This is a genomic window from Streptomyces tagetis (genome assembly GCF_018069565.1).
GTDB lineage: Bacteria > Actinomycetota > Actinomycetes > Streptomycetales > Streptomycetaceae > Streptomyces > Streptomyces tagetis.
Window position 1 is genome coordinate 188,363 of sequence record NZ_JAGPNL010000004.1, and the last position, 22,712, is coordinate 211,074.

19 protein-coding genes are annotated in these 22,712 nt (G+C 72.1%); 8 read left to right on the plus strand and 11 right to left on the minus strand.

The genetic code is table 11. The annotated features are described in order from the left end of the window. The first annotated feature begins 12 nt into the window (after positions 1–12). The 3 genes from J5Y05_RS16535 to J5Y05_RS16545 all read left to right on the plus strand — a co-directional run bounded on the left by J5Y05_RS16535 (position 13) and on the right by J5Y05_RS16545 (position 4,365). Positions 13–1,725 (plus strand): ABC transporter transmembrane domain-containing protein, encoded by a 1,713-nt coding sequence (locus J5Y05_RS16535; RefSeq protein WP_210873759.1) that lies wholly within the window; start codon positions 13–15, stop codon positions 1,723–1,725. Further along, positions 1,722–3,533 (plus strand): ABC transporter ATP-binding protein, encoded by a 1,812-nt coding sequence (locus J5Y05_RS16540; RefSeq protein ID WP_210873104.1) that lies wholly within the window; start codon positions 1,722–1,724, stop codon positions 3,531–3,533. The genes J5Y05_RS16535 and J5Y05_RS16540 overlap by 4 nt, the downstream gene beginning before the upstream one ends. A 277-nt stretch (positions 3,534–3,810) precedes the next feature. Then, the gene (locus tag J5Y05_RS16545) at positions 3,811–4,365 is read left to right on the plus strand and encodes a nucleotidyltransferase domain-containing protein (RefSeq protein ID WP_307853952.1); all 555 of its coding nucleotides are present in this window, start codon (positions 3,811–3,813) and stop codon (positions 4,363–4,365) included. A 53-nt stretch (positions 4,366–4,418) separates the two neighbouring features. Here the strand turns inward: J5Y05_RS16545 and J5Y05_RS16550 are convergent, their stop codons facing one another. The 8 genes from J5Y05_RS16550 to J5Y05_RS16585 form a co-directional block, all read right to left on the minus strand. Next, entirely contained in the window at positions 4,419–4,976 is a 558-nt protein-coding gene (locus J5Y05_RS16550) for an NUDIX hydrolase (RefSeq protein WP_247614798.1), read from the minus strand. Beyond that, entirely contained in the window at positions 4,973–5,458 is a 486-nt protein-coding gene (locus tag J5Y05_RS16555; RefSeq protein ID WP_210873106.1) for an adenylyltransferase/cytidyltransferase family protein, read from the minus strand. The genes J5Y05_RS16550 and J5Y05_RS16555 overlap by 4 nt, the downstream gene beginning before the upstream one ends. Then, complete coding sequence (locus tag J5Y05_RS16560; RefSeq protein WP_210873108.1) at positions 5,455–6,495, minus strand: Gfo/Idh/MocA family protein; 1,041 nt, start codon at positions 6,493–6,495, stop codon at positions 5,455–5,457. The genes J5Y05_RS16555 and J5Y05_RS16560 overlap by 4 nt, the downstream gene beginning before the upstream one ends. Further along, positions 6,492–7,466 carry a hypothetical protein gene (locus J5Y05_RS16565; RefSeq protein ID WP_210873110.1) on the minus strand — a complete coding sequence of 325 codons (975 nt, stop codon included), beginning with the start codon at positions 7,464–7,466 and terminating at the stop codon, positions 6,492–6,494. The genes J5Y05_RS16560 and J5Y05_RS16565 overlap by 4 nt, the downstream gene beginning before the upstream one ends. Positions 7,467–7,477: 11 nt before the next feature. Next, positions 7,478–9,040, minus strand: a complete 1,563-nt coding sequence (locus tag J5Y05_RS16570; RefSeq protein WP_210873112.1) for a protein kinase family protein — start codon at positions 9,038–9,040, stop codon at positions 7,478–7,480. Further along, positions 9,037–10,407 (minus strand): nucleotidyltransferase family protein, encoded by a 1,371-nt coding sequence (locus J5Y05_RS16575; RefSeq protein WP_210873113.1) that lies wholly within the window; start codon positions 10,405–10,407, stop codon positions 9,037–9,039. Before J5Y05_RS16575 ends, J5Y05_RS16570 begins: the two co-directional genes overlap by 4 nt. After that, the gene (locus J5Y05_RS16580; protein WP_210873115.1) at positions 10,407–11,153 is read right to left on the minus strand and encodes a class I SAM-dependent methyltransferase; all 747 of its coding nucleotides are present in this window, start codon (positions 11,151–11,153) and stop codon (positions 10,407–10,409) included. The genes J5Y05_RS16575 and J5Y05_RS16580 overlap by 1 nt, the downstream gene beginning before the upstream one ends. Positions 11,154–11,285: 132 nt before the next feature. After that, positions 11,286–12,443, minus strand: a complete 1,158-nt coding sequence (locus J5Y05_RS16585; protein ID WP_210873117.1) for an aspartate aminotransferase family protein — start codon at positions 12,441–12,443, stop codon at positions 11,286–11,288. 284 nt (positions 12,444–12,727) lie between these two features. Between J5Y05_RS16585 and J5Y05_RS16590 the strand changes: the two genes are divergently transcribed. After that, positions 12,728–14,071 carry an NsdA family TPR-like regulatory protein gene (locus J5Y05_RS16590; RefSeq protein WP_504740154.1) on the plus strand — a complete coding sequence of 448 codons (1,344 nt, stop codon included), beginning with the start codon at positions 12,728–12,730 and terminating at the stop codon, positions 14,069–14,071. 866 nt (positions 14,072–14,937) lie between these two features. Next, positions 14,938–16,587 (plus strand): M4 family metallopeptidase, encoded by a 1,650-nt coding sequence (locus J5Y05_RS16595; protein WP_210873121.1) that lies wholly within the window; start codon positions 14,938–14,940, stop codon positions 16,585–16,587. Positions 16,588–16,716: 129 nt separating this feature from the next. Here J5Y05_RS16595 and J5Y05_RS16600 read toward each other — a convergent pair whose 3' ends face one another. The 3 genes from J5Y05_RS16600 to J5Y05_RS16610 all read right to left on the minus strand — a co-directional run bounded on the left by J5Y05_RS16600 (position 16,717) and on the right by J5Y05_RS16610 (position 19,865). After that, the gene (locus J5Y05_RS16600; protein WP_210873122.1) at positions 16,717–17,655 is read right to left on the minus strand and encodes a M56 family metallopeptidase; all 939 of its coding nucleotides are present in this window, start codon (positions 17,653–17,655) and stop codon (positions 16,717–16,719) included. Further along, complete coding sequence (locus J5Y05_RS16605) at positions 17,652–19,190, minus strand: MFS transporter (RefSeq protein ID WP_210873124.1); 1,539 nt, start codon at positions 19,188–19,190, stop codon at positions 17,652–17,654. The genes J5Y05_RS16600 and J5Y05_RS16605 overlap by 4 nt, the downstream gene beginning before the upstream one ends. Before the next feature lie 129 nt (positions 19,191–19,319). Continuing rightward, positions 19,320–19,865, minus strand: coding sequence for a TetR/AcrR family transcriptional regulator (locus J5Y05_RS16610; RefSeq protein ID WP_210873125.1), 546 nt, complete (start codon positions 19,863–19,865; stop codon positions 19,320–19,322). A 260-nt stretch (positions 19,866–20,125) separates the two neighbouring features. Between J5Y05_RS16610 and J5Y05_RS16615 the strand changes: the two genes are divergently transcribed. From J5Y05_RS16615 to J5Y05_RS16625, 3 genes are all read left to right on the plus strand, one after another. Continuing rightward, positions 20,126–21,088 (plus strand): PDR/VanB family oxidoreductase, encoded by a 963-nt coding sequence (locus tag J5Y05_RS16615; protein WP_372450495.1) that lies wholly within the window; start codon positions 20,126–20,128, stop codon positions 21,086–21,088. Between the two features lie 65 nt (positions 21,089–21,153). Next, positions 21,154–22,110 carry an MBL fold metallo-hydrolase gene (locus J5Y05_RS16620; protein ID WP_210873127.1) on the plus strand — a complete coding sequence of 319 codons (957 nt, stop codon included), beginning with the start codon at positions 21,154–21,156 and terminating at the stop codon, positions 22,108–22,110. Positions 22,111–22,178: 68 nt separating this feature from the next. Next, positions 22,179–22,688, plus strand: a complete 510-nt coding sequence (locus tag J5Y05_RS16625) for a DUF1990 domain-containing protein (protein WP_210873130.1) — start codon at positions 22,179–22,181, stop codon at positions 22,686–22,688. Positions 22,689–22,712 lie beyond the last annotated feature (24 nt).

A 22,712-nucleotide genomic window follows, 5' to 3' on the forward strand; every position in this document is an offset into this window, starting at 1 on the left:
GGCGCGGCCGTGGTGATCGACGCCTACGAGGACCCGGGCACCCCCGACCAGCGGGGCCCCGTGCGCTACCTGTGGTGGCTGGCCCGGCGGCAGTGGCGGCGCTGCGCCCGGGGGGCGGTGCTCTCCAGCGCCTGGATGGTGCTGCTGGCGGCGACCCCGTACCTGACGGCGCGCGCCGTCGACGAGGGGCTGGAGCGGGGCGACCTCGGGGCGCTGGCGCTCTGGACGGGTGCCCTGGTGGCGGCGGGCGCGCTCAACGCCTGGCTCGGCATGCTGCGCCACCGCACGATGACGCTGGTGCGGATGGACGCCAACTTCCGTACGGTCAAGGTGGTCGTCGGGCACGCGGTGAGGCTGGGGGCGGCGCTGCGGCGGCAGACCGGCACCGGCGAGATCGTCACCATCGGGGTCGGCGATGTGCAGACCATCGGCACCTCGCTCACGGTGCTGGGGCCCGGGGTGGGTGCCCTCGTGGCGTGCGCGGTGGTCGCCGGGCTGATGCTGTCGGTCTCCGTCCACCTGGCCCTGGTGGTGCTGCTCGGGGTGCCGGTGCTCGGGCTGCTGGTCGGCCCGCTGGTGGGACGGCTGCGGGGCCGGGAGGCGGAGTACCGGGAGGGCCAGTCGCTGCTGACGGCGCGGATCGGGGACCTGGCGGGCGGGCTGCAGGTGCTGGGCGGACTCGGCGGCAAGGGCCTGGTGGCGGACGCCTTCCGCCGGGACTCGGCGCGACTGCGCGGCCAGGGGTACCGGGTCGGCGCGGTGACGAGCTGGATTCAGGCGCTCGGCGTGGGGCTGCCGACCCTGTTCCTCGCCCTGGTGACCTGGCTGGCGGCCCGGCAGGCCGCGCAGGGCCGGATCAGCGTGGGCGAGCTGGTGGCGGTGTACGGCTACGTGGTGGCGCTGACCTGGCCGGTGGCGTTCCTCATCGAGGGCGGTCACCAGATCAGCCGGGCGGTGGTGGCGGCCCGGCGCGTGGTGGACTTCCTGCGGCTGGAGCCGGCGCCGGACGACGGCACCCGCGAGGCCCCGGCCGAGCCGTCGGTGCTGTACGACCCGGCCTCCGGGGTGCGGATCACGCCGGGCCGGCTGACGGTGCTGGCGGGGGCGCGGCCCGCCGACGCGGCGGCCGTCGCCGACCGGCTGGGCCGGTACGCGCCCACGGAGGCGACCTGGGGCGGGGTGCCGCTGGAGGAGGTGCCGCTCGCCCAGGTGCGCGAGCGCGTCCTCGTCGCCGAGGCGGAGGCCGACCTGTTCGCCGGTCCGCTGCGCGCGCTGCTCGCCGGCCGGAGGGAGGGCGCGGAGGCGGCGCTGTCCGGCGCGGTGCGCGCCGCCGCCGCCGAGGACGTCGTGCGGGGGCTGCCCGAGGGACTGGACACGGCCGTCACCGCGCAGGGCCGCAGCCTCTCCGGCGGGCAGCGCCAACGGGTGCGGCTGGCACGGGCGTTGCTGGCCGATCCGGAGGTGCTGATCGCCGTGGAGCCGACCTCGGCGCTGGACGCGCACACCGAGGCGCTGGTCGCGGACCGGCTGAAGGCGGCGCGGGCGGGCCGGACGACCGTGGTGTGCAGTACGTCCCCGCTGGTCCTGGACCGGGCGGACCGGGTCTGCCACCTGGTCGACGGCAAGGTGGTGGCGGAGGGCCGGCACCGGGAGCTGCTGGCCGACGAGCCGGGGTACCGGGCCCTGGTCGCGCGGGACGCGGGGGAACCGGAGGGCGTGCGATGACGGCCGGGACGGCGGGCGCGCTGCCCGTGGCGGGGCGGGCCGAGGTGCGGCGGGCGGCGGCCGGGCTGGTCCGCGCCGACGGGCGGGCCTTCGCCGGGGTGCTGCTGCTCAACGCGCTGGCGGCGCTGACGGGGCTGGCCGGGCCGTGGCTGCTGGGGCGGATCGTGGACGAGGTGCGCGCCGGGGGCGGGGCCGGCGCGGTGGACCGGATGGCGCTGGGCATCCTGGTCTGTTCGGCGGCGCAGTTGCTGCTGGCCCGCTGGGCGCGGTACGCGGGGCACCGCCTCGGCGAACGCGCCCTGGCCCGGGTGCGGGAGCGGTTCGTGGACCGGGCGCTGGCGCTGCCGGCGGCGGTGGTGGAGCGGGCGGGCACCGGGGACCTGACGACGCGGGGCACGGCGGACGTGACCGCGGTGGGCGCCACGGTGCGCGACGTCGGGCCGGACCTGTTGATCTGCGGGGTGCAGGCGCTGTTCCTGGCGGGCGCGGTGTTCGCGCTCGACCCGCTGTTCGGGGCGGTCGCGGTGCTGGGGCTCATGCCGGTCTGGTGGGCGCTGCGCTGGTACCTGCGCAGCGCGCGGGAGGCGTACCTCGCCGAGGGGGCGGCCACCTCACAGGTGGCGGAGGTGCTCGCGGCGACGGCGGACGGGGCGCGGACCGTCGAGGCGTTCCGGCTGGCCGGGCGGCGGATCGCGGCGAGCCGGGAGGCGCTGGAGGTCTCGCGGCGCACCCGGATGCGCACGCTCTTCCTGCGCTGCGTCTTCTTCCCGGTGGTGGAGCTGTCGTACGTCGTGCCGGTGGCGGGCGTGCTGCTGGTGGGCGGGGTGCTGCACACCCGTGGCGCGGTGAGCGTGGGCGTGGTGGTGGCGGGGGCCGTGTACCTCCAGCAACTGGTCGGGCCGCTGGACTCGGTGCTGATGCACGTGGAGCGGTTGCAGAGCGGCGGCGCCTCCTTCGCCCGGGTGGAGGGGCTGGCCGGGGTGCCGGCGGCGGGCGGGTCCGGCGCCGGGGTGCCGGCGGACGACCGGATCGACGTGGCGGGGGCGCGGTACGCCTACGACCGGGGCGGCGAGGTGCTGCGCGGGGTGGACCTGACGGTCCGTCCGGGTGAGCGGCTGGCCGTGGTGGGCCCGTCGGGGGCCGGGAAGACGACGCTGAGCCGGCTGCTCGCGGGGGTGGACGCGCCGACCGGGGGGTCGGTGACGGTGGGAGGGGTGCCGGTGGCCGGCCTGGGCCCGGAGCGGCTGCGGCGGCAGGTGGTGCTGGTCACCCAGGAGCACCACGTCTTCCTCGGCACCGTCCGGGACAACCTCCTCATCGCCGAACCGGCCGCCTCGGACGGGGAGTTGTGGGACGCGCTGGAGGCGGTCGGCGCGGCGGGGTGGGTACGGGAGCTGCCGGACGGCCTCGGCACGGCGCTGGGCGGGGACGGGGTCCGGCCGGACGGCTCCCAGGCGCAGCAGCTCGCGCTGGCCCGGGTGGTGCTGGCCGATCCGCACACGCTGATCCTGGACGAGGCCACCGCCCTGCTGGACCCGGCGACGGCCCGGCACACCGAACGGGCCCTGGCGGCGGTGCTGGCCGGGCGGACGGTGATCGCCATCGCGCACCGGCTGCACACCGCGCACGACGCGGACCGGGTGGCGGTGATGGAGGAGGGCCGGCTGACCGAACTCGGCACGCACGAGGAGCTGGTGACGGCGGGCGGGGCGTACGCGGCCCTGTGGTCCTCCTGGCACGGACGGTCCCCCTCCACCCCGCCGGCCGACCGAGCACCCGGCGGGACGGCCGAGCGGACGCACCCGTGAGGTACGCATCCGCATGGGGTCCCAGTAGTTCTCGCGGGTAAGGACGGCACCGGGGCAAAGGGAGCGCACACGCTGGGCGGTCAGCCTGCGGGGATGACGCTGGCACGGGCGAAATGGATGCCTGATGCGGGCCTCGTGGAGATGTCCGGTGATGGCACGGTGACGTTGTCCGCGCCGTGGAGTGGTCGGGACTAGGGCCAGGGACCGGCTGCCCTGGGTCCGGCGAAGCCGTAGTAATCACCAGATGTGGGGCCGGGCCGGCCTCTACCCTGACGTGGTGAGCGATTATTCGATGTCAGCCAAGGATGTCGTTGCGCTTGTGGAGCGGCTCGACGCCCACGGCGTAGATGCGTGTATCGGGGGCGGCTGGGGTGTGGATGCGCTGCTCGGGGAGCAGACGCGAGAACATTCCGACCTTGACGTATGGGCGCCGGCCGCACATCTTGAGCAGTTGTTCGTCGCGTTCGCGGAGGCTGGTGTCGACCGGATCTTCCCGTGGCCTGGTGACAGGCCGTGGAACTTCGTCTTGCACGACGGCGTTCGGTTGCGGGTCGACTTGCATCTCTACGAGCCGCTCGCTGACGGATCACTGCACTACGGGTCCGTGGTGGATGGTGGTCCTTTCCCGGCTGAAGCACTCGCCGGACATGGTTCGATTGCCGGGACTGCGGTGCGGTGCGAGTCGGCCGAGTGGGCGGTGCGCTGGCACACCGGGTATCCGGCTCGTGATGTCGATCGCCACGACGTGCCCTTGCTGTGCCGGCGGTTCGGGATTCCCCTGCCCGAGGGCTTCGGGCCGCTTGAGGAGCGTTCCCCAAGCGGCCCGGCATAGAGATGCGGGTGACTCTTCTCGGTCGGTGCCTCCTCGTGCCCGACGCGGGAGGCTCAGGCTTCTCGGTTCGGTGAGACGCCGGGAGGGGAACGGACTTCGCGGAGCAGAGCGAGGAAGGGCAGCCATGTGCAGGTCGCGCACCGATGCCGGACCTGCTCAGGAGTGAACCATCCGGCCGGCCCGCACTCCGAATCCCGAGGTGGGTGCACCGGCGGATCGGCGAGGCCGATCCGCGCGGTGAACATGAGCGTGTACGACATGGGGAACGGGTACGGGTAGCCGGCCTGCGGTCTCTCGTGCAGGGTGAAGCGTTGCCAGCCGAGCAGTGTCAGCGCCTGTGCGGGCACGAGGAGCCCGGTCTCTTCGCTGATCTCTCTCGCTGCGGCCTGCCGGGCGTCCTCGCCCGGGTCGATGTGGCCGCCGGGCACGTCCCAGCCCCGTCCGGGGAGGTTGACGTGCGTCAGCAGCACGTGGCCTTGAGCCTCGCATACGAGGCCGAAGGCGGCGGTGGTCAGGTGCTGTGGCGGGTAGGAGTGCGCACGGACCACCTCCATCAGGTGTGGCACCGGGACCCACGGAGCGGTGCCGGTGGTGATGACCTCCTGCGTCATGGGTGCGCTCGCAGGGTGTCGACCAGCCTGGTCGTCGAGTACGGCGCGATCCGCTCGACCGCGTGCACTTGGGCCGCGACCGCGGCGGCGGACGCCACTTCGCTGGGGTAGGCGGAGATACTTGCGCGCGCGGTGGCGAAGACCTGCGGGCGCAGGAAGCGGATCTGGCGGTCGGCGGTGGGCTCGTCGTAGAGGAAGACCAGGTCGACGCACTTGAGAGCGCCCACGAGCGTGGCGCGTTCGTGTTCACCGACGATGGGCCTACTCGGGCCTTTGAGGTGCCGGACGGACAGGTCGCTGTTCACGCCGACGACCAGGAGGTCACCGAGCTCTCTCGCCTGTTCCAAGAAGCACAGATGGCCCGCGTGCAGAAGGTCGAAGCAGCCGGTGGCGAGCACGGCCCGGTCGCCGGGCCGACTGCTGAGCCAGTCCCGGATTTCGTTGAGTGCCTGCGGGCCGGCGCCCAGGTCTGGCGGTGTCATCGCGCGGCGCCGATGAGCAGGTCCTGTGCCGGCGTCAGCTCGACCCACCGGCCGTTGTCGGCCGCCGAGGCGTAGGCGCCGTCGATCACCAGGGAGGTCGTCAACGAATCGGCCAGCAGTGGTGCCGCCTGTTCCGGGTGCCGTGTCTTGGTCAGGAAGTCCGTGAACATCGCGGCGAACCAGTCGCTGTGCTGGGGGTCGTCGAAGTTGGAGGGCAGGGTCGTGCGGTGCAGCCGGCCGTCCAGGCTGTAGCGGACGTCGTCGTTCTCCACGGCGACGGTGCCGCCGGTGCCGGTGATCGAGTAGTAGCTGTTGCGGTAGCCGGCCGACCAGGTCACGTCCAGTTCGATCTGGACGTCGTCGTCGCACCGGATCATCAGCATCGCGGTGTCCTCCGTGCCGGTGTGGCCGTCGTGGCGCATGGCACCGCTCAGGCAGGACACGGCCAGCGGCGTGCGTCCGGTCAGGTGGGTCGCCAGGTACACGCTGTGAGGGCCGTGGTCTCGGAGGATCCCGCCGCCGGCGATGAGCGGATCGCGCCGCCAGTGGGGGTTCCAATCGGCGACGCCGACGGCGTGGCCCTGGCGCAGGGTGCGGAAGCGGGCGCTGAGGACGTCGCCGAAGCCGGGGCTGCGCACGACCTGCTGCATGGTCGCCAGAATGGGGGCGAACTTGTAGTTGTGGCAGGGGTAGAACACCTTGTTCGAGGCGGCGATCTGGCCGAGCAGGCGGTCGTAGCGTCCCTCGTACGGCATCAGCACGGGCTTTTCGCACAGCACGTGCAGCCCGTCGCGCAGCCCGAGCTCGATGTAGCAGGCGTGGCTGTTGGGCGGCGTGCAGATGTCGATGAAGTCCGGATTCTCGTTGTCGACCATCTCCTCGTAGGTGGCGTACGCGCGGAGCCCGGTGCTGCGGGCGGCCTGTGCGCGTGCGGGGGTGGGGTCGACGACGGCGGTCACGTCGATGCCTTCGGTCTGGCGGTATCCGATAACGTGACCGGCCGCGATGGTGCCGTAGCCGATGATGGCGCCGTTCATGAGGTACCTCCGTCACAGAGCAGTTGGAGAAGCCGGTCGCGGTGTGCAGTGAGCTGGACGTTCGAGTGCACGCGGTAGGTGGGGCAGCTGGTGACCGCCGCGTGCAGTTGTGCCCGCATCCGTCCGTAGTGCGCGGCGAAGGCTCGGTAGTCGCCGCCGCACAGGTCCAGCAGGTCCTCTTCGAGCCGGTAGACGTTGAGTCCGAAGGCGAACTGCTCGGCGATGGTGACCGCCTCCTCGGGGGGCAGTTGCCGCACCTCGTGCTCGTCGGGTGTACGGAAGTCAGCGATCCATACGGCGCGCAGCGGTACTGCGGCGTCCGTGTGGTGGGGGAACGCTTCGTAGGGGTCGACGAGACGCTCGCGCGGGTCGAGGGCCGCGGTGGTGGCCGCCGGGTCCAGCCAGGGGCCGGGCCGCATCCGCATGGTGCTCGCGACTCCCTGGACCAAGTCGTCGGTGAGGACCACGTGTGAGTTGGTGATGAACGTTGCGCCGTTTCGGCAGAGTCCGGTGAGCAGGACGGACTTGCCGGCCCCGCCTCGGCCGACGATCAGCGTCGCGCCGTCTTCGGTGGCGAGGGCGGCCGCTTTGAGGAAGAGTCCACCGGCGGTGGTGGTGTGCCGCAGAAGCAGGTACTTCACGACATACGGCCAGACCAGCCGTTCCAGGCGGTCCCCCACGAGCACGATCCGGTTGCCCGAGCTGGACATGAGCACCGGGGGGCCGAAGTGGTCGGTCACGTAGTAGCCGGAGGCGAGGTTGCGGGCGCGTGCCGTGGTGTCGGCGGGCAGGCCGGGAGCGGCGTGCGACAGGCACCACAGTTCCACGTCGGGCACGGTGTTGTGGGGCACTTGGGCGGCTCGGCTGAAATAGTGCAGTGCGGGGAAGCCGGGAACGTCGCTGGCGATGCGCGCGCTGAGCGGGCCGATGCGGACAACTTGGTCGGTGCGTAGGCGGACGGGTCCAGGCAACGGTGTTCGTGTCATCGTCCGTCCCTTCTCAAGGCCGTGCAGGTGGACCGGAAGCGATCGGGGTCCTGCCGGGCGGCATCCAGGACGTCGATGCAGTCCACCAGGGCTCGGATTGCCGCGCGCGGCGCGGGGACGGGGCCGGTGTCGTTGCCGGCGAGGAGCTCGGCGGCCTCGGCGACAACGAATTGCCGTTCCGCCTCGTCCGCCGCGTCGGCGACGGCCTGCACGGCAGCGTCGAAGCATCCGAGCCGACGGCCCGCGATCAGGATTTCGGTGGTCTTGCGGTCGTAGTCGTCCGCGTCGGTGCGGCCCGCGCAGCTCAGGTAGTGCTCGACACGGAAGTTGACCAGGCCCGGATAGCGGGGCTGCCCGGTGGCAGGCTCACGGTCTGGTGACCGGACCTGCCAGATCTGCCGGTCGGTCCGGTTGTAGGTGCCGAGGTCCGGATCGGTGATGCCGCGTCCGGCGAGTACCGCCGTCACCTCCGGGCGCGGCGAGAACGGCACCGGGCCCGGCGCGTCGAAGTCCCAGACGTCGGGATCCAGATAGCCGTGCAGACATGCGCGGACCTGCTCCTCGGGGCACAGGACCCCGAGCTCTTCGACTCCGACCTGACCGCGGCAGTAGTCGCCCCGGTCCCCGTGCGGTACAGGGGTCTCTCGGGGGACCTGTGTCTTCTCGAAGTCGACGAGATGGTGCGTCCGGCCGTGGACGAGGACGTTTCGGGGACTCAGGTCGCCCCAGAGGATGCCGCGCTCCAGTAGGGCGTCCATCAGGTCCCGGTAGTCGCGCAGCAGCGAGGTGTGCTCGCCCGGTGCCAGCAGCATCGACTCGGCGGTCTTCCCGGGAGCCCACTGCCAGAGGGCGTAGACGTGGCCGGATGTGCCGTCGTGGATGGTCGCGAGCAGGGGTGCGAGCCGAAGGCGCCGGTCACGGCCGAAGGTGATCTCACCGGCGAGCCGGGCGGCGATGGCGCGGTAGGCGACCTGTTCCTGAGCGAACCTGCCAGGCTTGGCCGGGTTGGCGCGCTTGCTGATCACGCGGGTGCCGTCAGGCAGATGCCACGACTTGACGATGCCTTGGCGCAGGCGCGCGTTGGGTCCGGGCACCTCGTGCCGGCTCTCCACGAAGTCCCCGAACCCCGTGCCGAAGCCGTCCAGCAGGGCGGCGATCATGCCCCGGTGCCCGGGATCAGGGACGTACGCCCGCGTGGGGGCGTCGGCCGCCGTAGTCGCCGTCAGCACGTGTTCCAGGTCGTCCGTGAGGCGTACCTGCGCGGTGCCGGGGCGGGCGAACCGGGCCCGCCCGATCTCGTGGTGCAGTCGGGCGCGCTCCTGCGCGTTGTGGGTGGCCGCGAGGCGTTCACACAGCCGGACGACGGCGTCGGGCATGTCCGGCCGCAGGTAGAGCGCGGCGAGACGACAGTCCCCGGTGACTCCGCGCAGCCGGTTCGCCACCGTGGCGGAGCGCTGCGGCAGTGCCGCCAGCCGTTCGCCGATCAGGGCTTGGACGCCGGCCTCGATTCGGCCGGTGGTGTCCCAGGAGTATCCGGGGAGCCGGGTGGCGCTGCTCACCGCACGTCCCCCGGGTTCGCCGTGACGGGAAGCAGCAGCGCCGACAGCAGCGCTCCGGACGCGTCCTGCTCGGCCACGCCGACCAGCATCTCGCCGCCCGGGACGCGGTAGCGCAGCCGGATGCGACGTCCGGCCAGCAGGTCACAGGCCACGTGGCTGCCGACAGCGGTCAGCCGGCCATCGGACAGGGTCCACTCCGTTCCGCCCGTACCGAAGTCGACCCGGCCACGTTCGGTCGCCGCACGGGTGCGTTCCGGCAGGCCGACGACGACGGTGGCCTGGCCGCCGTCGTGGCGGATCTCAACCGTCCAGGGCGGCGTCGGGCGGCCGGTGTCCAGCTCGATCCGGCTCGGCAGCAGGGGGATTACAGTGGCGGGGTTGAACCAGTAGGGCAGGAGCAGTGTCTCCTCGTCGACCGGAAGCCGCGCCCAGAAGTCCCACCACAGACAGCGGGGGAACGGCCCGGTGCCGGCCGGCACGGGCAGCGGATTCCTTCCGAGGAGCACGGTCGATGCCCAGCCGGCCCATCCCACTGCGTCCCACGCGTCGAGATCTGCGACCAGCTTGAGGAACCGCTTGGTGTCGAACGCCTCGTGGCGGACCAGGGCGCGCAGGTCGGCCAGCTCCGCCAGCTTGACGTACGGCTTGGCGCGATGGGACAGCGACCACATGTTGGTGAAGTTCAAGAAGGCATGGCCGCAGAGCACGATGGCCAGCAGGCAGGGGTCGGGAACACTCACCCGGCCCACCGTGACGGTGCCGCCGTCCACCAGCCGGCCGTGCCGGATCGGGTTCATCGAGGGAACACGGCGCGGCTGGTACCAGGTCTTCGGAGGTTCGGGGGGTGTGAGGTCCGCGTGCCGCACCGCACCGTACCCAGGCACTGGAAGGTAGGCGTGCACGTCGATCTCCACACCCTCACGGGTGAACTCGCCGAGCTCGTGAAGGAACGGTGCCCGGGTGCGCTCGTAACCGAGCCTCGTCAGGGTCTCGATCAGCGGCCCGCCGTCGGCACAGACCAGGTCGATGTCCCCGCACCGCAGCAGGTGCCTCTCGCCGGTGAGCAACCCCGTGGCGATGCCCTTCACCACCACCGGTGGCGTCTGCTCACCCAGGTCGGCCACGATGCGGTCGACCGCGCGGATATGGGCCTCGGCAAGCGCCAGGGTGTCGGAATGCATCGCCGCCACGGGCCCGCCGATCCGGTGGCGCAGCCACTGCGGCCCGGCGGGCAGGCGACGCTGCAGACGGCCGCTGAGCGCGTGCTGTCCCATCAGATCGAGCAGTACGCGGTCGTCGAAATCCTGGTCCTCGGGGATCTCGTGCGCACCGGCGGCCCACCGCAGGACCTGCGTGAGGGCACCCATCACAGCACCACGAACGCGGGGTACGGCGACTGCGGGAACCGCTGGACGCGGTGGCCGGCGAGGTCGACCGCGTTCTTCAGTGCCACGGTCTCCCCGGGAAAGTCCGGGTGCGTCAGTTCGTCGAAGGCCAGCACACCACCAGCGGGCATGTGCGGGCGCAGCAACTCCAGGCACGCACGGGTCGGATCGTGCAGGTCCATGTCGAAGTAGGCGAGTGCCACGATCGTCTGCGGGTTGCGTTCCAGGTACGCGGCCAGCTGCTCCGGGGCGTCGCCCTTGCACAGTTCGAACCGCTGGATGTGCGCCATCGGCGCCTCGGCCTCGTGCAGGCGCAGGACCTGGTCCAGGTAGCTCTCGTAGCCGGGTGTGACGCTCATGCTGCCCATGAAGACCCGGTCGGAGTCGCCGTCCTGGGGGGACGGGTCGAGGAAACCGGTGAAGGTGTCGAACCCGACGATCTTCCGGTACATGTTGGTCGGCTCGTGGCGGGCACGCAACGCGTTGAACACGGACAGGTGGCGGCCCCAGCGGACACCGAACTCGACGATGATCCCGTGGACGCCGAGGATGTGCCGGTAGAGCTGTTCGAGTGTGAGGATCTCGTTGATGCGCTGCGGGCGCATGAAGACTTCGAGGTGGTCGAGCAGCGCGTCATCGGGGATCGGCCGCTCGGCGAACAGCTCCATGAGCCGGTTTCTGGCCGCCTGTTCCGTGTCGGAGGGTGCGATGAGGCGGGTTGTCGTCACTCGTGGTCTCCTCTATTGCTTCAGCCGAACTCGTCGGCGAGCTGCGAATGAATCCGTGCCTTCGACGGCGGGCCACCGCCTACGGACAGACGGCACCGGGACGCACCCCGAGGGGAGGCACCCCGGCGTTGATCAGGCGGGTCGCGTCGCGAGCACCGGTTCGAGCGCGGCCAGCGCCCGGTCACAGCCGTCCAGCGCGAACTCGACGTCCTCGCTGGTGTGTGCGGCGGACAGGAACCACTGGTGGCTCGGATGCAGCAGCACCCCGCGCTGCGCCGCCCCGGCGGCGAAGGCCGTGCTCATCCGCTCGCGAATGACCGGATCGGGGTGAGTGAACTGAAGGAACGGCATCGGCGGGTAGCCGACCACCCGGGCCGGCACACGATGCCGGTCGACGAGCGCCGACAGGCCGTCCTGGAAGGCGGAGCCGGCCTTCCGGATCCGCTCCAACGCATCGGTGTCCCGCAGGACCCGGATCGTGGTGAGCGCCGCGGCCATCGGTGCGGGGTCCGCGTAGAACGTCGACGAGATCCGGGTACGGGCCAACGCCGACAGCACGTCGGCCCGCCCGACGACGGCGGAGATGGGATGCCCGTTCGCCATGGCCTTGCTGAACGTGCTGACGTCCGCCTGGACGCCCAGGAGTCCCTGAGCACCGGACAGGCCCAGCCGGAAACCCGAGCGCATCTCGTCGAGGACGAACAGCGCCCCGTGCTCATGCGCGATGTCGCGGATCTTCTGCAGGTGGCCCTCGGGGGCCGTCTCGTCGCCGAACGGCATCATCAGCACGCACGCCACCTGCCCGGGATGACGGGCGAACGCATCACGCAACGTGCCGAGATCGCTGTAGTCGAACAACAGCGTGTCGGAGCGGGTCGCTTCCGGAACACCGGCCGGGATACCTGCTGCCCAGTCGTGCCAGCCGTTGTAGCCCCAGCGGATCACCTTGGAGCGCCCGGTGAAGATCCGGGACAGCCGTACCGCTGTACTCGTCGCGTCGGACCCGGTCTTGAGCAGGTACGCCATCTCCGCTCCGGGCACCACCGAGACCAGCAGGTCGGTGAGCTCGCTCTGGCGGCGGCTCCACAGCGGAGCGATGCAGTTGCCGTTGCGCAGTTCGCAGAGCACCGCCTCGGTCACCCGTCCGTCGGCGTGTCCGAGGACGACGGGCCCGTACCCGAGGTTGAGGTCGACGTACCGCTTCCCCTCCAGATCCCACAGGTAGGGCCCGGCAGCACGACTGAAGTAGCGCGGATAGCGGGTCTGTCCGCTCGTGCACGGTCCGACCACGTCACCTCTGGTGGCCGTTCGCGCATCCGTACGAGCACTCTGGGCGTGCCATCGGTCGTCGGGTGATTGCTCCACTCTCCTCCTCCTTGCTCCTCGTTCGCTGCACGACAGAGAACCGCAACCAGGGCCCGGGGGAACAGCCGTCCACGCGGTGTACGGGGTGGACGGGGTGTACGCACGCAACTCGGTGTACGTACACCGGGTTTCATCCGCGCCAGGTGCCGGTTCGGAGCGCTTCGCGCTAGCGTCGGCAGACGCGTTGTGTGCCCGGAAGGAGTGCCGTGGTGGAGCCGCAGCCGGATGGTCCAGCGCCGCTTGCCACTCTCCTGACGCAGCTCGGAATGAAACCCGAACAGTTGGCCGCGCGCATCAACGAACTGCGTGCCCGCCGCGGGTTACCGCCGCTGCACCTCAAGAGCGCGTACCCGTGGCTCCGCCCGGTGCCAGTCCGACCCGACAAGGCCAATCAGGCGGACGCACTCGCCGTGCTCAGCTTCCGAGCCGGACGCCGCGTGACAGCCCAGGAACTGGACTGGGACGGGCCACGACGCCGCCGGCACAGCCCCGTCCGCCCATGCCTGGACACCCCCGGCGACGCCGTCCTGCCCGACCTGCTCTACGAGATCAGCAAGGGAGACCCCGACTCCATGGACCGCCGTACCCTCCTCAGCGGTGCCGCTGTCACAGCGCCCGGCCTGGCACTCCTCATGTCCGGCGGAGCGCTGGGAGCCGCACAAAGCGGCGACCGCCTCTCCCTCCGCCTGGTCACCAGCATCGAAAACGGTGTCCAAGAGCTACGCGCCCTGGACGACACCGAAGGCAGCTCCAGCAATCTCGACTGGGCGCACGGACTGTGGCAGAGCGTCGCCCGTGTGGTCCTCAACGCCCGCTACCGCAATGCTGAGGCCGACCGCCTGCACACAGCCTTCATCGAGGTCTGTGAGCAGTACGGGTGGATGCTGTTCGACGCGGACCGCCACGCGCAGGCACAACGCGTCTACCAGACCGGACTACGCCTGGCCCGCGAGGTCGCACCGGCCGGTCCCGCCCGCTTCGCGGCGCACAACCTCCTGGCCTCGGCCGCCTATCAGGCATCCTGGCTCGGGCAGCACCAGGAAGCCAAGACGCTCCTCGACGTCGCCTCCCACGGCGATCTCCCACCCCGCGTGCGCGCGGTCATCGCCGACCGGGAAATCTTCGCCGCAGGACGCCGCGGCGACAGCGACGCGCTCAGCAGCGCACGCGACCGCGGCCACGAACTCCTCCAGGACGCCGGCCCAGACGGGCCCTGGTGGTCACAGTGGCTCACTCCACACGCGCTCGACGCAGCGACCGGCCGCGCCTGGCTCGCCGCGAGCAAGCCGGAGGAGGCAACGCCCTACCTCAAGCAGCGCTTGGCCGTGACCGGCCCCGCCTACCCCCGCGACTACATGCTGGCGGCTCTTGACCTGGCCGACACATATCGTGTCTCGGGCGACATCGGCGCCTGCACCGCACTGGCCCTGCAGGCCGCCCACCTCACGGGCGTCGAGTCGGCCCGTGCGCAGTCCAGGCTCCGAGAGGTGGCCGCGGCACTGCACCCGTACAAGGACCGTCCAGGAGTCCGTGATCTCATGCACGTCATGTAGAGGCTCAATCGCGCCCCTGCCGCTGCCCGCATCCGCATACGCCCCGCCTTCGAGCAGGCTCTGAAGACCAGGCGGGAGATCAAGGCGCAGGCCCCGCACTGCCACGTGATCTTCACCGTGTACAAGAGGAAACGGCTGGGACGGGATGCAGCAGAGCCGACCGCCCTCGCGGGCCATCTGACCGCGCACGGCCTGGTGCTGGAGATGCTCGCCGGCCCACTGCCGGGGATGTACGACCCAGCGGCCCCGGCAAGCTGCTGTTCGCGTTCTTCGCCGCGATGGCAGAGACCGAGCGGGAGAACATCCGCGAATCCACCGTCGAAGGGCTCGGCACGCGGCCCGCAAGGGAAAGTACGGCGGCCGGTCGCCCGTCATCACTGACGACATGCTCCACACCGTGCTTCGCCACGGGACCCTCGGGGGCCCCGCATAGCGGACGCGCCCTCCCGAACACCGAACGGTTTCCGGCCAACTTACCGGCGTCCACCTGGCGTGAACCGCTCCCCCGCCCCCGCCAGGGCGGCCCACCACCCCCACGGCGCCCATACGGGACCGCATCCGCCCGGCGCCTCCCCCGACACCGTCCGACGCCCCCGCGCCTCCCGGCGACACCCGCCCCGGACGACGTCACCGGCCCGCCGCTCTTTGCCGAGCGATTGCGCTCGCCTTGTTGCGGCTTTGCCGAGGTCAGAGGCGTCCGGCGGCACGCGCCTGTCATCCGGACGACGGTTTTCGGTCAACCCCGCCACACCCTCCTGACATGTACGCGGCAGCGGTGCCACCCTTCCCTCACCCGCCGCACAACTTCGCAGTCCCTCCGGCCGGAGCACCCCACGCCGACCGGACTCCCCACCGAAGGAGTTCGTGTGACCCCCCTCTTCACGCGCCACAAGCGCACCACGCTGGCCCTCGCCACCGCGGTGGCCGCCGGCGCCCTGCTCACCACCGGCCTGACCGCCGGCAGCGCCACCGCCGACGCCGGCGCACAGCCCGTCCTGGCCGCCGCGCCGGTCCTGATGTCGGACACCGCCCGTGCCGCGCTCATCCAGGAGCGGCAGGGCGACGCGGCCCGCACCGCCGGCGAGATCGGCCTCGGCGCCATGGAGAAGCTGGTCGTCAAGGACGTCGTCAAGGACGCCGACGGCACCGTGCACACCCGCTACGAGCGCACCTACGACGGGCTGCCCGTCCTCGGCGGCGACCTCGTCGTCCACCGCAGCGCCGCCGGTGCCACCCAGGGCGTGACCAGAGCGACGAACACCGCCATCAAGGTGGCCACCGTGACGCCGAAGGTCGCCGCGGCCACCGCCGAGCGGCAGGCGCTGTCCGCCGCCGAGGCGGCCGGCGCCGGCGAGGCCGAGGCCGACGCGGCCCCGCGCAAGGTGGTCTGGGCGGCGAACGGCACCCCGGTCCTGGCCTACGAGACGGTGGTCGGCGGCTTCCAGGAGGACGGCACCCCCAACGAGCTGCACGTCATCACCGACGCGGCCACCGGCGCCAAGCTCTACGAGTACCAGGCCATCGAGACCGGCACCGGCAAGAGCCTGTACTCCGGCACGGTCACCCTCGGCACCACCCTGTCGGGCTCGACGTACCAGCTCACCGACGCCTCGCGCGGCGGCCACAAGACGTACAACCTGGCCCGCGGCACCTCCGGCACCGGCACCCTGTTCACCGACGCCGACGACGTCTGGGGCACCGGCACCGCCTCCAGCTCCGCCACCGACCAGACGGCCGCCGTCGACGCCGCCTACGGCGCCCAGGTCACCTGGGACTTCTACAAGAACACCTTCGGCCGCAACGGCATCCGCAACGACGGCAAGGCGGCCTACTCCCGCGTCCACTACGGGAACCAGTACATCAACGCCTTCTGGTCCGACAGTTGCTTCTGCATGACCTACGGCGACGGCGCCGGCAACGTCCGCCCGCTGACCTCGCTGGACGTCGCCGGGCACGAGATGAGCCACGGCGTCACCTCGAACACCGCGGGCCTCGTCTACAGCGGCGAGTCCGGCGGCCTCAACGAGGCGACCAGCGACATCTTCGGCACCGGCGCCGAGTTCTACGCCAACAACGCCTCCGACCCGGGCGACTACCTCATCGGCGAGAAGATCGACATCAACGGCAACGGCACCCCGCTGCGCTACATGGACAAGCCGAGCAAGGACGGCGCGTCCAAGGACTACTGGTCCTCCGGCCTCGGCGGCGTCGACGTGCACTACTCGTCCGGCCCGGCCAACCACTTCTTCTACCTGCTCGCCGAGGGCAGCGGCGCGAAGACGGTCAACGGGGTGAGCTACAACTCCCCGACCTACGACGGCTCCACCGTCACCGGCATCGGCCGCGCCAAGGCGCTCCAGATCTGGTACAAGGCGCTGACCACGTACATGACGTCCACCACCAACTACAAGGGCGCCCGCACCGCGACCCTGAACGCGGCGTCCGCCCTCTACGGCGCCTCCAGCACCGAGTACCAGACGGTGGCCGCGGCCTGGACGGCGATCAACGTCACCTGACCGTGAGAGCGGGCCGCGGTGCGGATCGGGCCGGATCACCCCGCCGAGATCCGCACCGCGGCCCGTGGCCGTCCGAGGGCCCGGGGGACCAGGGGCCCACCCGGCCGAGGGCCCGGTGGGGCCCCTGGTTCACCCCGGGCCGGCCGTCATGAGGGTCAGGGCGATGGACAAGAAGAGAAGTGGGGCCAGGCCCACGGCCAGTGAGGTTGCCGCCCGGCGGCGAAGGGGCAGGCGATCGGGGGGATGCAGCAGGCGTTCGAGCCGTTGGCTGAGCAGGGGGCGGCTGACGGCGCGGGTGGGTACCCCGCGGTGTCGGTTGAGTTCGATGAGGGCGAGGGCTGTCGTCCGGTGACCGCAGCGGCGTGCGGCGGTGTCGTCGGCGGCGAGCTCGACCAGGCGGTGCGTCTGGTCGCAGAAGTGGGCGAAGAGGGGGACGCGGGGGAAGCCGGTGGCGAGTGCCGTGGACAGGTGCAGCAGCCAGTTGTGGCGGGCGCGGGCGTGGACGAGTTCGTGGGTGAGGACGGCTTCGAGCTGCCGCTCGGTGAGCTTGCGTAACGCCCCGGTGGTGACGGCGAGTTGGGGCGGGAAGCTGGGGGTGAGCCAGGCGTCGGGGTACTCGTCCTCCAGGACGAGCACCGGCCCCCGGGCGGCGGGCAGGGTCGTGGGCAGGTCGGGCGCCCGTTCGCGCAGGTGTGTCCGGCGCGCGCCGCGGTGCCGCCAGGCGTGGACCAGCTCCCTGGCGAGGCAGGCCGCGGTCCACCCCGCCCCGGAGGCCAGGAGCAGGGTGAGCGCGGCGGCCCAGGGGCGGGTGACGGCGAGGTCGCGGGCGGCGGTGAGTACCGGGGAGCCGGGGCCCGCGGGGCCGGCCCGGGTGGCCTCGACGACGGGTGCGGCGCTGATCAGCAGTGCGCAGAGGTAGCTGAGGAGAGCGGTGGCGGTCAGGCACTGCCATGCCCAGAGGCCGAGGACCGGCTCTCGTGCGGGCCATCGCGACCGGGAGAGGGCGCTGGGTGCCCAGAGGGTGGCGGCCAGGGCGAGGGCTGCCGGCGGAAGCAGGCAGACGCTCACGCCGCGGGCTCCTTCTCCGCCGGTGCCGGCGCCGGGGCGGGGCGGGAGAGGAGGCGGGCGGTGAGGACGCTTCCGGCGGCGAGGACCGCGACGGTGATCAGCAGGGTGAGGGTGTAGCCGTTGTCGAAGGCGGAGCGCGCCGCGTCCAGCAGGGGGCCCGCGTGTTTGGCGGGCAGTTCGGCGGCGGCGGCACGGGCGGCGTCCGGGCTCTGTGCCGCGGCGTCGGGTGAGCCCGGGGGCAGACGGACGGTGGAGGCGTAGAGGGAGCCGAGGACGCCGCCGAGGACGGCGACGCCGAAGAGGCTGCCGAGTTCGTAGGAGACTTCCTCGACCGAGGCGGCCATACCCGCCCGGTGGGCGGGTGCGTTGCTCATGATGGCGGCGGAGGCGGCCGTCATCGCCAGGCCCGTCCCGGCCCCGGCGGCGACCAGGCCGGGGGTGATCCACAGGGGGTGGTCGGGGTGGACGTCGAGGAACCCGACCACTCCGGGGGTCAGGAGCAGGGTGAGCAGGACTCCGGCGGCGCCGGTGAGGAGGCCGCCGGCGATCAGGGGGCGGGGCCCGGTGCGGTGGACGAGTGAGCCCGCGACGATGCCGGAGGGCAGGCAGCCGACCGCGAAGGCGGCGACCAGGAGCCCCGCGCGCAGGGGGGTGAGGCCCATGACCAGTTGGAGGCGCTGGGTGAGCACGAGCTGGACGCCCGCGGCGGCGAACATCGCCAGGGCGGCGGCCACCATGCCGGACCGGAGCCGGGGGTCGCGCAGCAGGGCGAAGTCGATCAGCGGATGGCTCTGGCGGCGCTGACGCCGTACGAACAGCGTGAACCCGGCAGCCGCGACGAGGAGGGCGACCGCGACGGCGAGCGGTTCGCTGCCGGGCCGGGTGGCTTCCTTGACGGCGTACACCAGGCCGACGAGTCCCGCCATGACCTGCACGGAGCCGAGGAAGTCCCAGGGCCGGTCCGCGCGCCCGGAGCCGCCGGGGGCGAGGACGGTCCCGGCGGCCAGCGCGAGGATGACCACGGGCACGTTGATCAGGAAGACGGAGCCCCACCAGAAGTGCTCCAGCAGGAAGCCGCCGAGGACGGGGCCGATCGCGATGCCGACCACGGACATCGTGCCCCACACCCCGATCGCGATGTTCCGCTCGTGCTCGTCCTCGAAGGTGGTGCGGATCAGCGACAGGGTGGCCGGCATCATCGCCGCCGCGCCGACCGCGAGGAACGCCCGCGCTCCGATCAGCACGGAGGGCGAGGGAGCGAACGCCGCCACCGTCGAGGCGAGACCGAAGAGGACGAGACCGGTCAGGAACATTTTCTTGTGCCCGATGCGGTCGCCGAGCGTGCCCGCTCCGAGCAGCAGTCCGGCCATGACCAGCGGGTAGGCGTTGATGATCCACAGCTTCTGCGACGGGTCCGCGCGCAGCTCCTCGGTGAGCGTCGGCAACGCCGTGTAGAGGACGGTCATGTCGACCGAGATCAGCAGCAGACCCACTGCCACGGTCCCCAGCAGCCACCAGCGTCGGGAACTGGCCATGCTTTCACTCGTCTTTCGTCCGTTGTCGGGATCGGTCGGGTGCGCCGGGCGCGAGGAGCGCCCGGCCGTCGGAGGCGGTCGCGAGGCGGCCACGGGGCTCAGTCGGCGGTCGCGAGGCGGGCCCGGCGCTCAGTCGGCGGTCGCGCTCTCGGTCAGCGCGAGGAGCCTTCGCCGTACGGCCTCCCGGACCGGTCCGGGAAGGGGGGCGCCGCCGGTGGCTTCGTAGAGCCAGAGGCCGTCGATGGCCAGCCGCGCCAGGAGCAGGTCGACGTCCTGGGGGTCGCTGGACCGCGTCGGCGCGTCCAGGTGCCCCATGAGGTCGGTCCAGACTCGCGCCAGTTCCGGGTGGTTCACGGACTCGATCATGAAGGCGAGTTCCGCCTTGCTGGCGCCGAGTTCCGTACCGACCCGGGCGTAGGCGGCGGTCAGTTCGCGCGGCGCGGCGTCCTGGAGCGGCTTTCCGACCTCGGCCACCAGCCGCTCCTCCCACGCCGCGGTCAGATGGCGCTGGATCGCGAGCAGCAGGTCGTCCCTGGTGCGGAAGTGGTACATGAGTCCGCCCTTGGTGACGCCGGCCTCCTCGGCCGCCGATTCCAGGGTCAGTCCGGTGATGCCCTCGCGCTCGGTCACGCGGACCGCGGCATCCAGGATCAGGTTCTTCGAGCTGGGTCGCATAGCCGTAACTGTACCATCCAGAAGGTACAGTTACTTGACCGTCACGCATGGCCGGATACGACCGCCACCCCGCCTCTCCCCATAACGAACCGATAACGCACTAGGGTGTGTACCGGTTAGGGTTCCCCCCGGACAACGCCTTCCGTCGCCTGCCTTCCGTCGCGCGCTCCATGACCTGACTCGTCCCCAGCGTCAGCCGCGTCGGCTTTCTCCCTTCGGCGCGGGTGCCGCTCCGTCTCCTGTGAAAGCGGGAATCCTCTGTGAGCACCCCCCACTCCCCCGTCGGTGAGATGTGCCTGACCGTCACGCGGCGGGCCGAGGCCGCCGACGCGGTACTCGCCCTGACGCTCGCCCGTCCGGACGGCGGGCCGCTGCCGTCATGGCGGCCCGGCGCGCACGTCGAGTTGCTGCTCGGCGACGGCCTGGTCCGGCACTACTCGCTGTGCGGCGACACCGCCGACCGCTCGGCCTGGAGGATCGCCGTACTGCGCGCCCCCGGGAGCCGCGGTGGCTCGGCGTACGTGCACGACAAGCTGCACGCCGGTGTGCCGGTACGGGTCCGCGGGCCGCGTGAGAACTTCGCCTTCCGGCCCGCCGGCCGCTGCCTGTTCGTGGCCGGCGGGATCGGGATCACCCCGCTGCTGCCGATGGTCGCGGCGGCCGAAGCGGCCGGGGTGCGGTGGCGCCTGCTGTACGGCGGGCGGAGCCTCGCCTCGATGGCCTTCCTGGACGAACTGGCCGTCTACGGGGACGCGGTGCGTGTCGTTCCCCAGGACCGGTGCGGGCTGCCCGACCTCGACGGACACCTCGGCACGCCGGAGAAGGGGACGCTCGTCTACTGCTGCGGCCCCGAGGCGATGCTCACCGCCGTGGAGGACCGCTGCCGGGCGTGGCCCCCCGGGACTCTCCGGGCCGAACGGTTCCACGCCGCCGAACTCCCCTCCCCCGCCACGGAGTCGGCGTTCGACGTGGTGCTCGCCCGCTCGGATCTCACCCTGCGGGTGCCGCCGGGGCGCAGCATTCTGGAGGTGGCCCGCGCGGCCGGGGCCCCGGTGCTCAGCTCGTGCGCGGAGGGCATCTGCGGGACGTGCGAGACGGGGGTGCTGGAGGGCGAGCCCGACCACCGGGACTCCGTCCTCGGCCCCGGGGAACGGGAGTCGGGCGAAACGCTCATGATCTGCGTCTCCCGCGCCCGCGGCCCGCGTCTGGTCCTCGACCTGTGACGGCGGCGTCACCCGATCCCCGGCCGCCCGCCCCGCGGGCATCCCTTCACACGAGAGCGGAACCCATGAGCACCACACCGGACCAGCAGGACACCCGCACGACGGAGAACACGACGGAGAACACGACGGAGAAGGGGTGGCACGTCGACGACCGCTGCATGAACTGCAACATCGCCAGGGCCTACGCCCCCGGCATGATCGCCTTCGCGGAGGGCGGCCGGTACGGCGGCCTGTCGCAGGTCATCCGCCAGCCGGAGACGGAGGGGGACGAGGAGAAGATGTACCTGGCCGCCCACGCCTGCCCGACCCGGTCGGTCCGGCCCCCCACCGGCGCGCTCTCCCCCGACTCGGACCCCTACCCCCGGGCCCTGGACGACGAGGGCGTCGTCCACCTCTGCGGGCACGCCTCGCCGCGGACCTACGGCGCCACCTCGTACCTGCTGCGCCGCCCGGACGGTACGGCGATGATGATCGACACCCCCCGGTGGCGGCCCGCGCTCGCCCGCCGCTACGAGGAGAGGGCCGGCAAGGTCACCGACGTCCTGATCACGCACCTCGACCACGTGGCGCACGCCCGCGAGTACGCCGACGCGTTCCAGGCGCGGCTCTGGGTCCACGAGGGAGACCTGCACGCCCTGCCCGACGCCGACCACGTCATCCGCGGCACCGAACCCGTCGAGATCGGCCCCGGCGTCGTCGCCCACCCCTTCCCCGGCCACACCGCCGGCAGCACCCTGTTCATCGCGGACGACACGTTCTGCTTCACCGGAGACGCCTTCTTCTGGTCCCACTCCCAGCAGACCCTGGAAGTGGCCCACAGCGTCGTCTACGACTCGATCCGGACCCTCGCCGACTCGGTGGCCCGCGGAGCGGAGGAGCTGACCTTCGAGTGGGTGCTGCCGGGCCACGGCGACTTCCACCGCCTGCCCGCCGACGAGATGCGCGAGCGGATGCGGGGCCTGGCCCGACGCGCGGCGGCCTACCCCGCCGAGCCCATCGACTACGGCGCCGTCCGCTACTGACCGGCCATGGGGCCCGAGCCGGGCCGGGGGAGTCCGCGAGACCGGCGGCCTGGCTAGGCTAGGGCCCCATGTCCTTCACCTACGACGACGTCGGCGCCACCCGTGACGAGGGCCCCTGCCCGCCCGGATTCCGCCCGTTGCACGTCCGCGCCCGCCTCGGGGAGGGCGAGGTGGTGTTCCGCCGGGCGGTCGAGGCCGTCTTCGCCTGGGAGATGCACCGGGCCCTCGGCATCGGCTTCGAGGCGAGCACCGAGCGGGCGGAGCCCGGCACGGACGTCACCGTCACCCTGGCCGGGATGATCAAGGCACCGTGCCGGGTGGTGTGGACGCTGGAGGAGCACCGCCGGGCCGGCTGGGCCTACGGCACGCTGCCCGGTCACCCCGAGTCGGGCGAGGAGGCGTTCGTCGTGGACCGCACCGGCGACGGCACGGTCTGGCTGACGGTCCGCTCCTTCAGCCGCCCGGCGACCTGGTTCGCCCGTGCGGGCGGGCCGGCGGCCCGGGGTTTCCAGCACGCCTACGCCCGCCGCTGCGGCACCGTCCTGCGCCGCATGTGCGACGAGGTCGCCGAGGACTGAGGTCCCCCGCCGGGGCCGGGGGCC

What these genes read in the sequence shown, in the direction of transcription:
- J5Y05_RS16620 (WP_210873127.1), top strand. Translation starts at nt 21,154, where the DNA reads ATGAGCACCACACCGGACCAGCAGGACACCCGCACGACGGAGAACACG.
- J5Y05_RS16575 (WP_210873113.1), bottom strand. Translation starts at nt 10,407, where the DNA reads ATGGGTGCCCTCACGCAGGTCCTGCGGTGGGCCGCCGGTGCGCACGAG.
- J5Y05_RS16540 (WP_210873104.1), top strand. Translation starts at nt 1,722, where the DNA reads ATGACGGCCGGGACGGCGGGCGCGCTGCCCGTGGCGGGGCGGGCCGAG.
- J5Y05_RS16555 (WP_210873106.1), bottom strand. Translation starts at nt 5,458, where the DNA reads ATGACACCGCCAGACCTGGGCGCCGGCCCGCAGGCACTCAACGAAATC.
- J5Y05_RS16605 (WP_210873124.1), bottom strand. Translation starts at nt 19,190, where the DNA reads ATGGCCAGTTCCCGACGCTGGTGGCTGCTGGGGACCGTGGCAGTGGGT.
- J5Y05_RS16625 (WP_210873130.1), top strand. Translation starts at nt 22,179, where the DNA reads ATGTCCTTCACCTACGACGACGTCGGCGCCACCCGTGACGAGGGCCCC.
- J5Y05_RS16610 (WP_210873125.1), bottom strand. Translation starts at nt 19,865, where the DNA reads ATGCGACCCAGCTCGAAGAACCTGATCCTGGATGCCGCGGTCCGCGTG.
- J5Y05_RS16550 (WP_247614798.1), bottom strand. Translation starts at nt 4,976, where the DNA reads ATGACGCAGGAGGTCATCACCACCGGCACCGCTCCGTGGGTCCCGGTG.
- J5Y05_RS16560 (WP_210873108.1), bottom strand. Translation starts at nt 6,495, where the DNA reads ATGAACGGCGCCATCATCGGCTACGGCACCATCGCGGCCGGTCACGTT.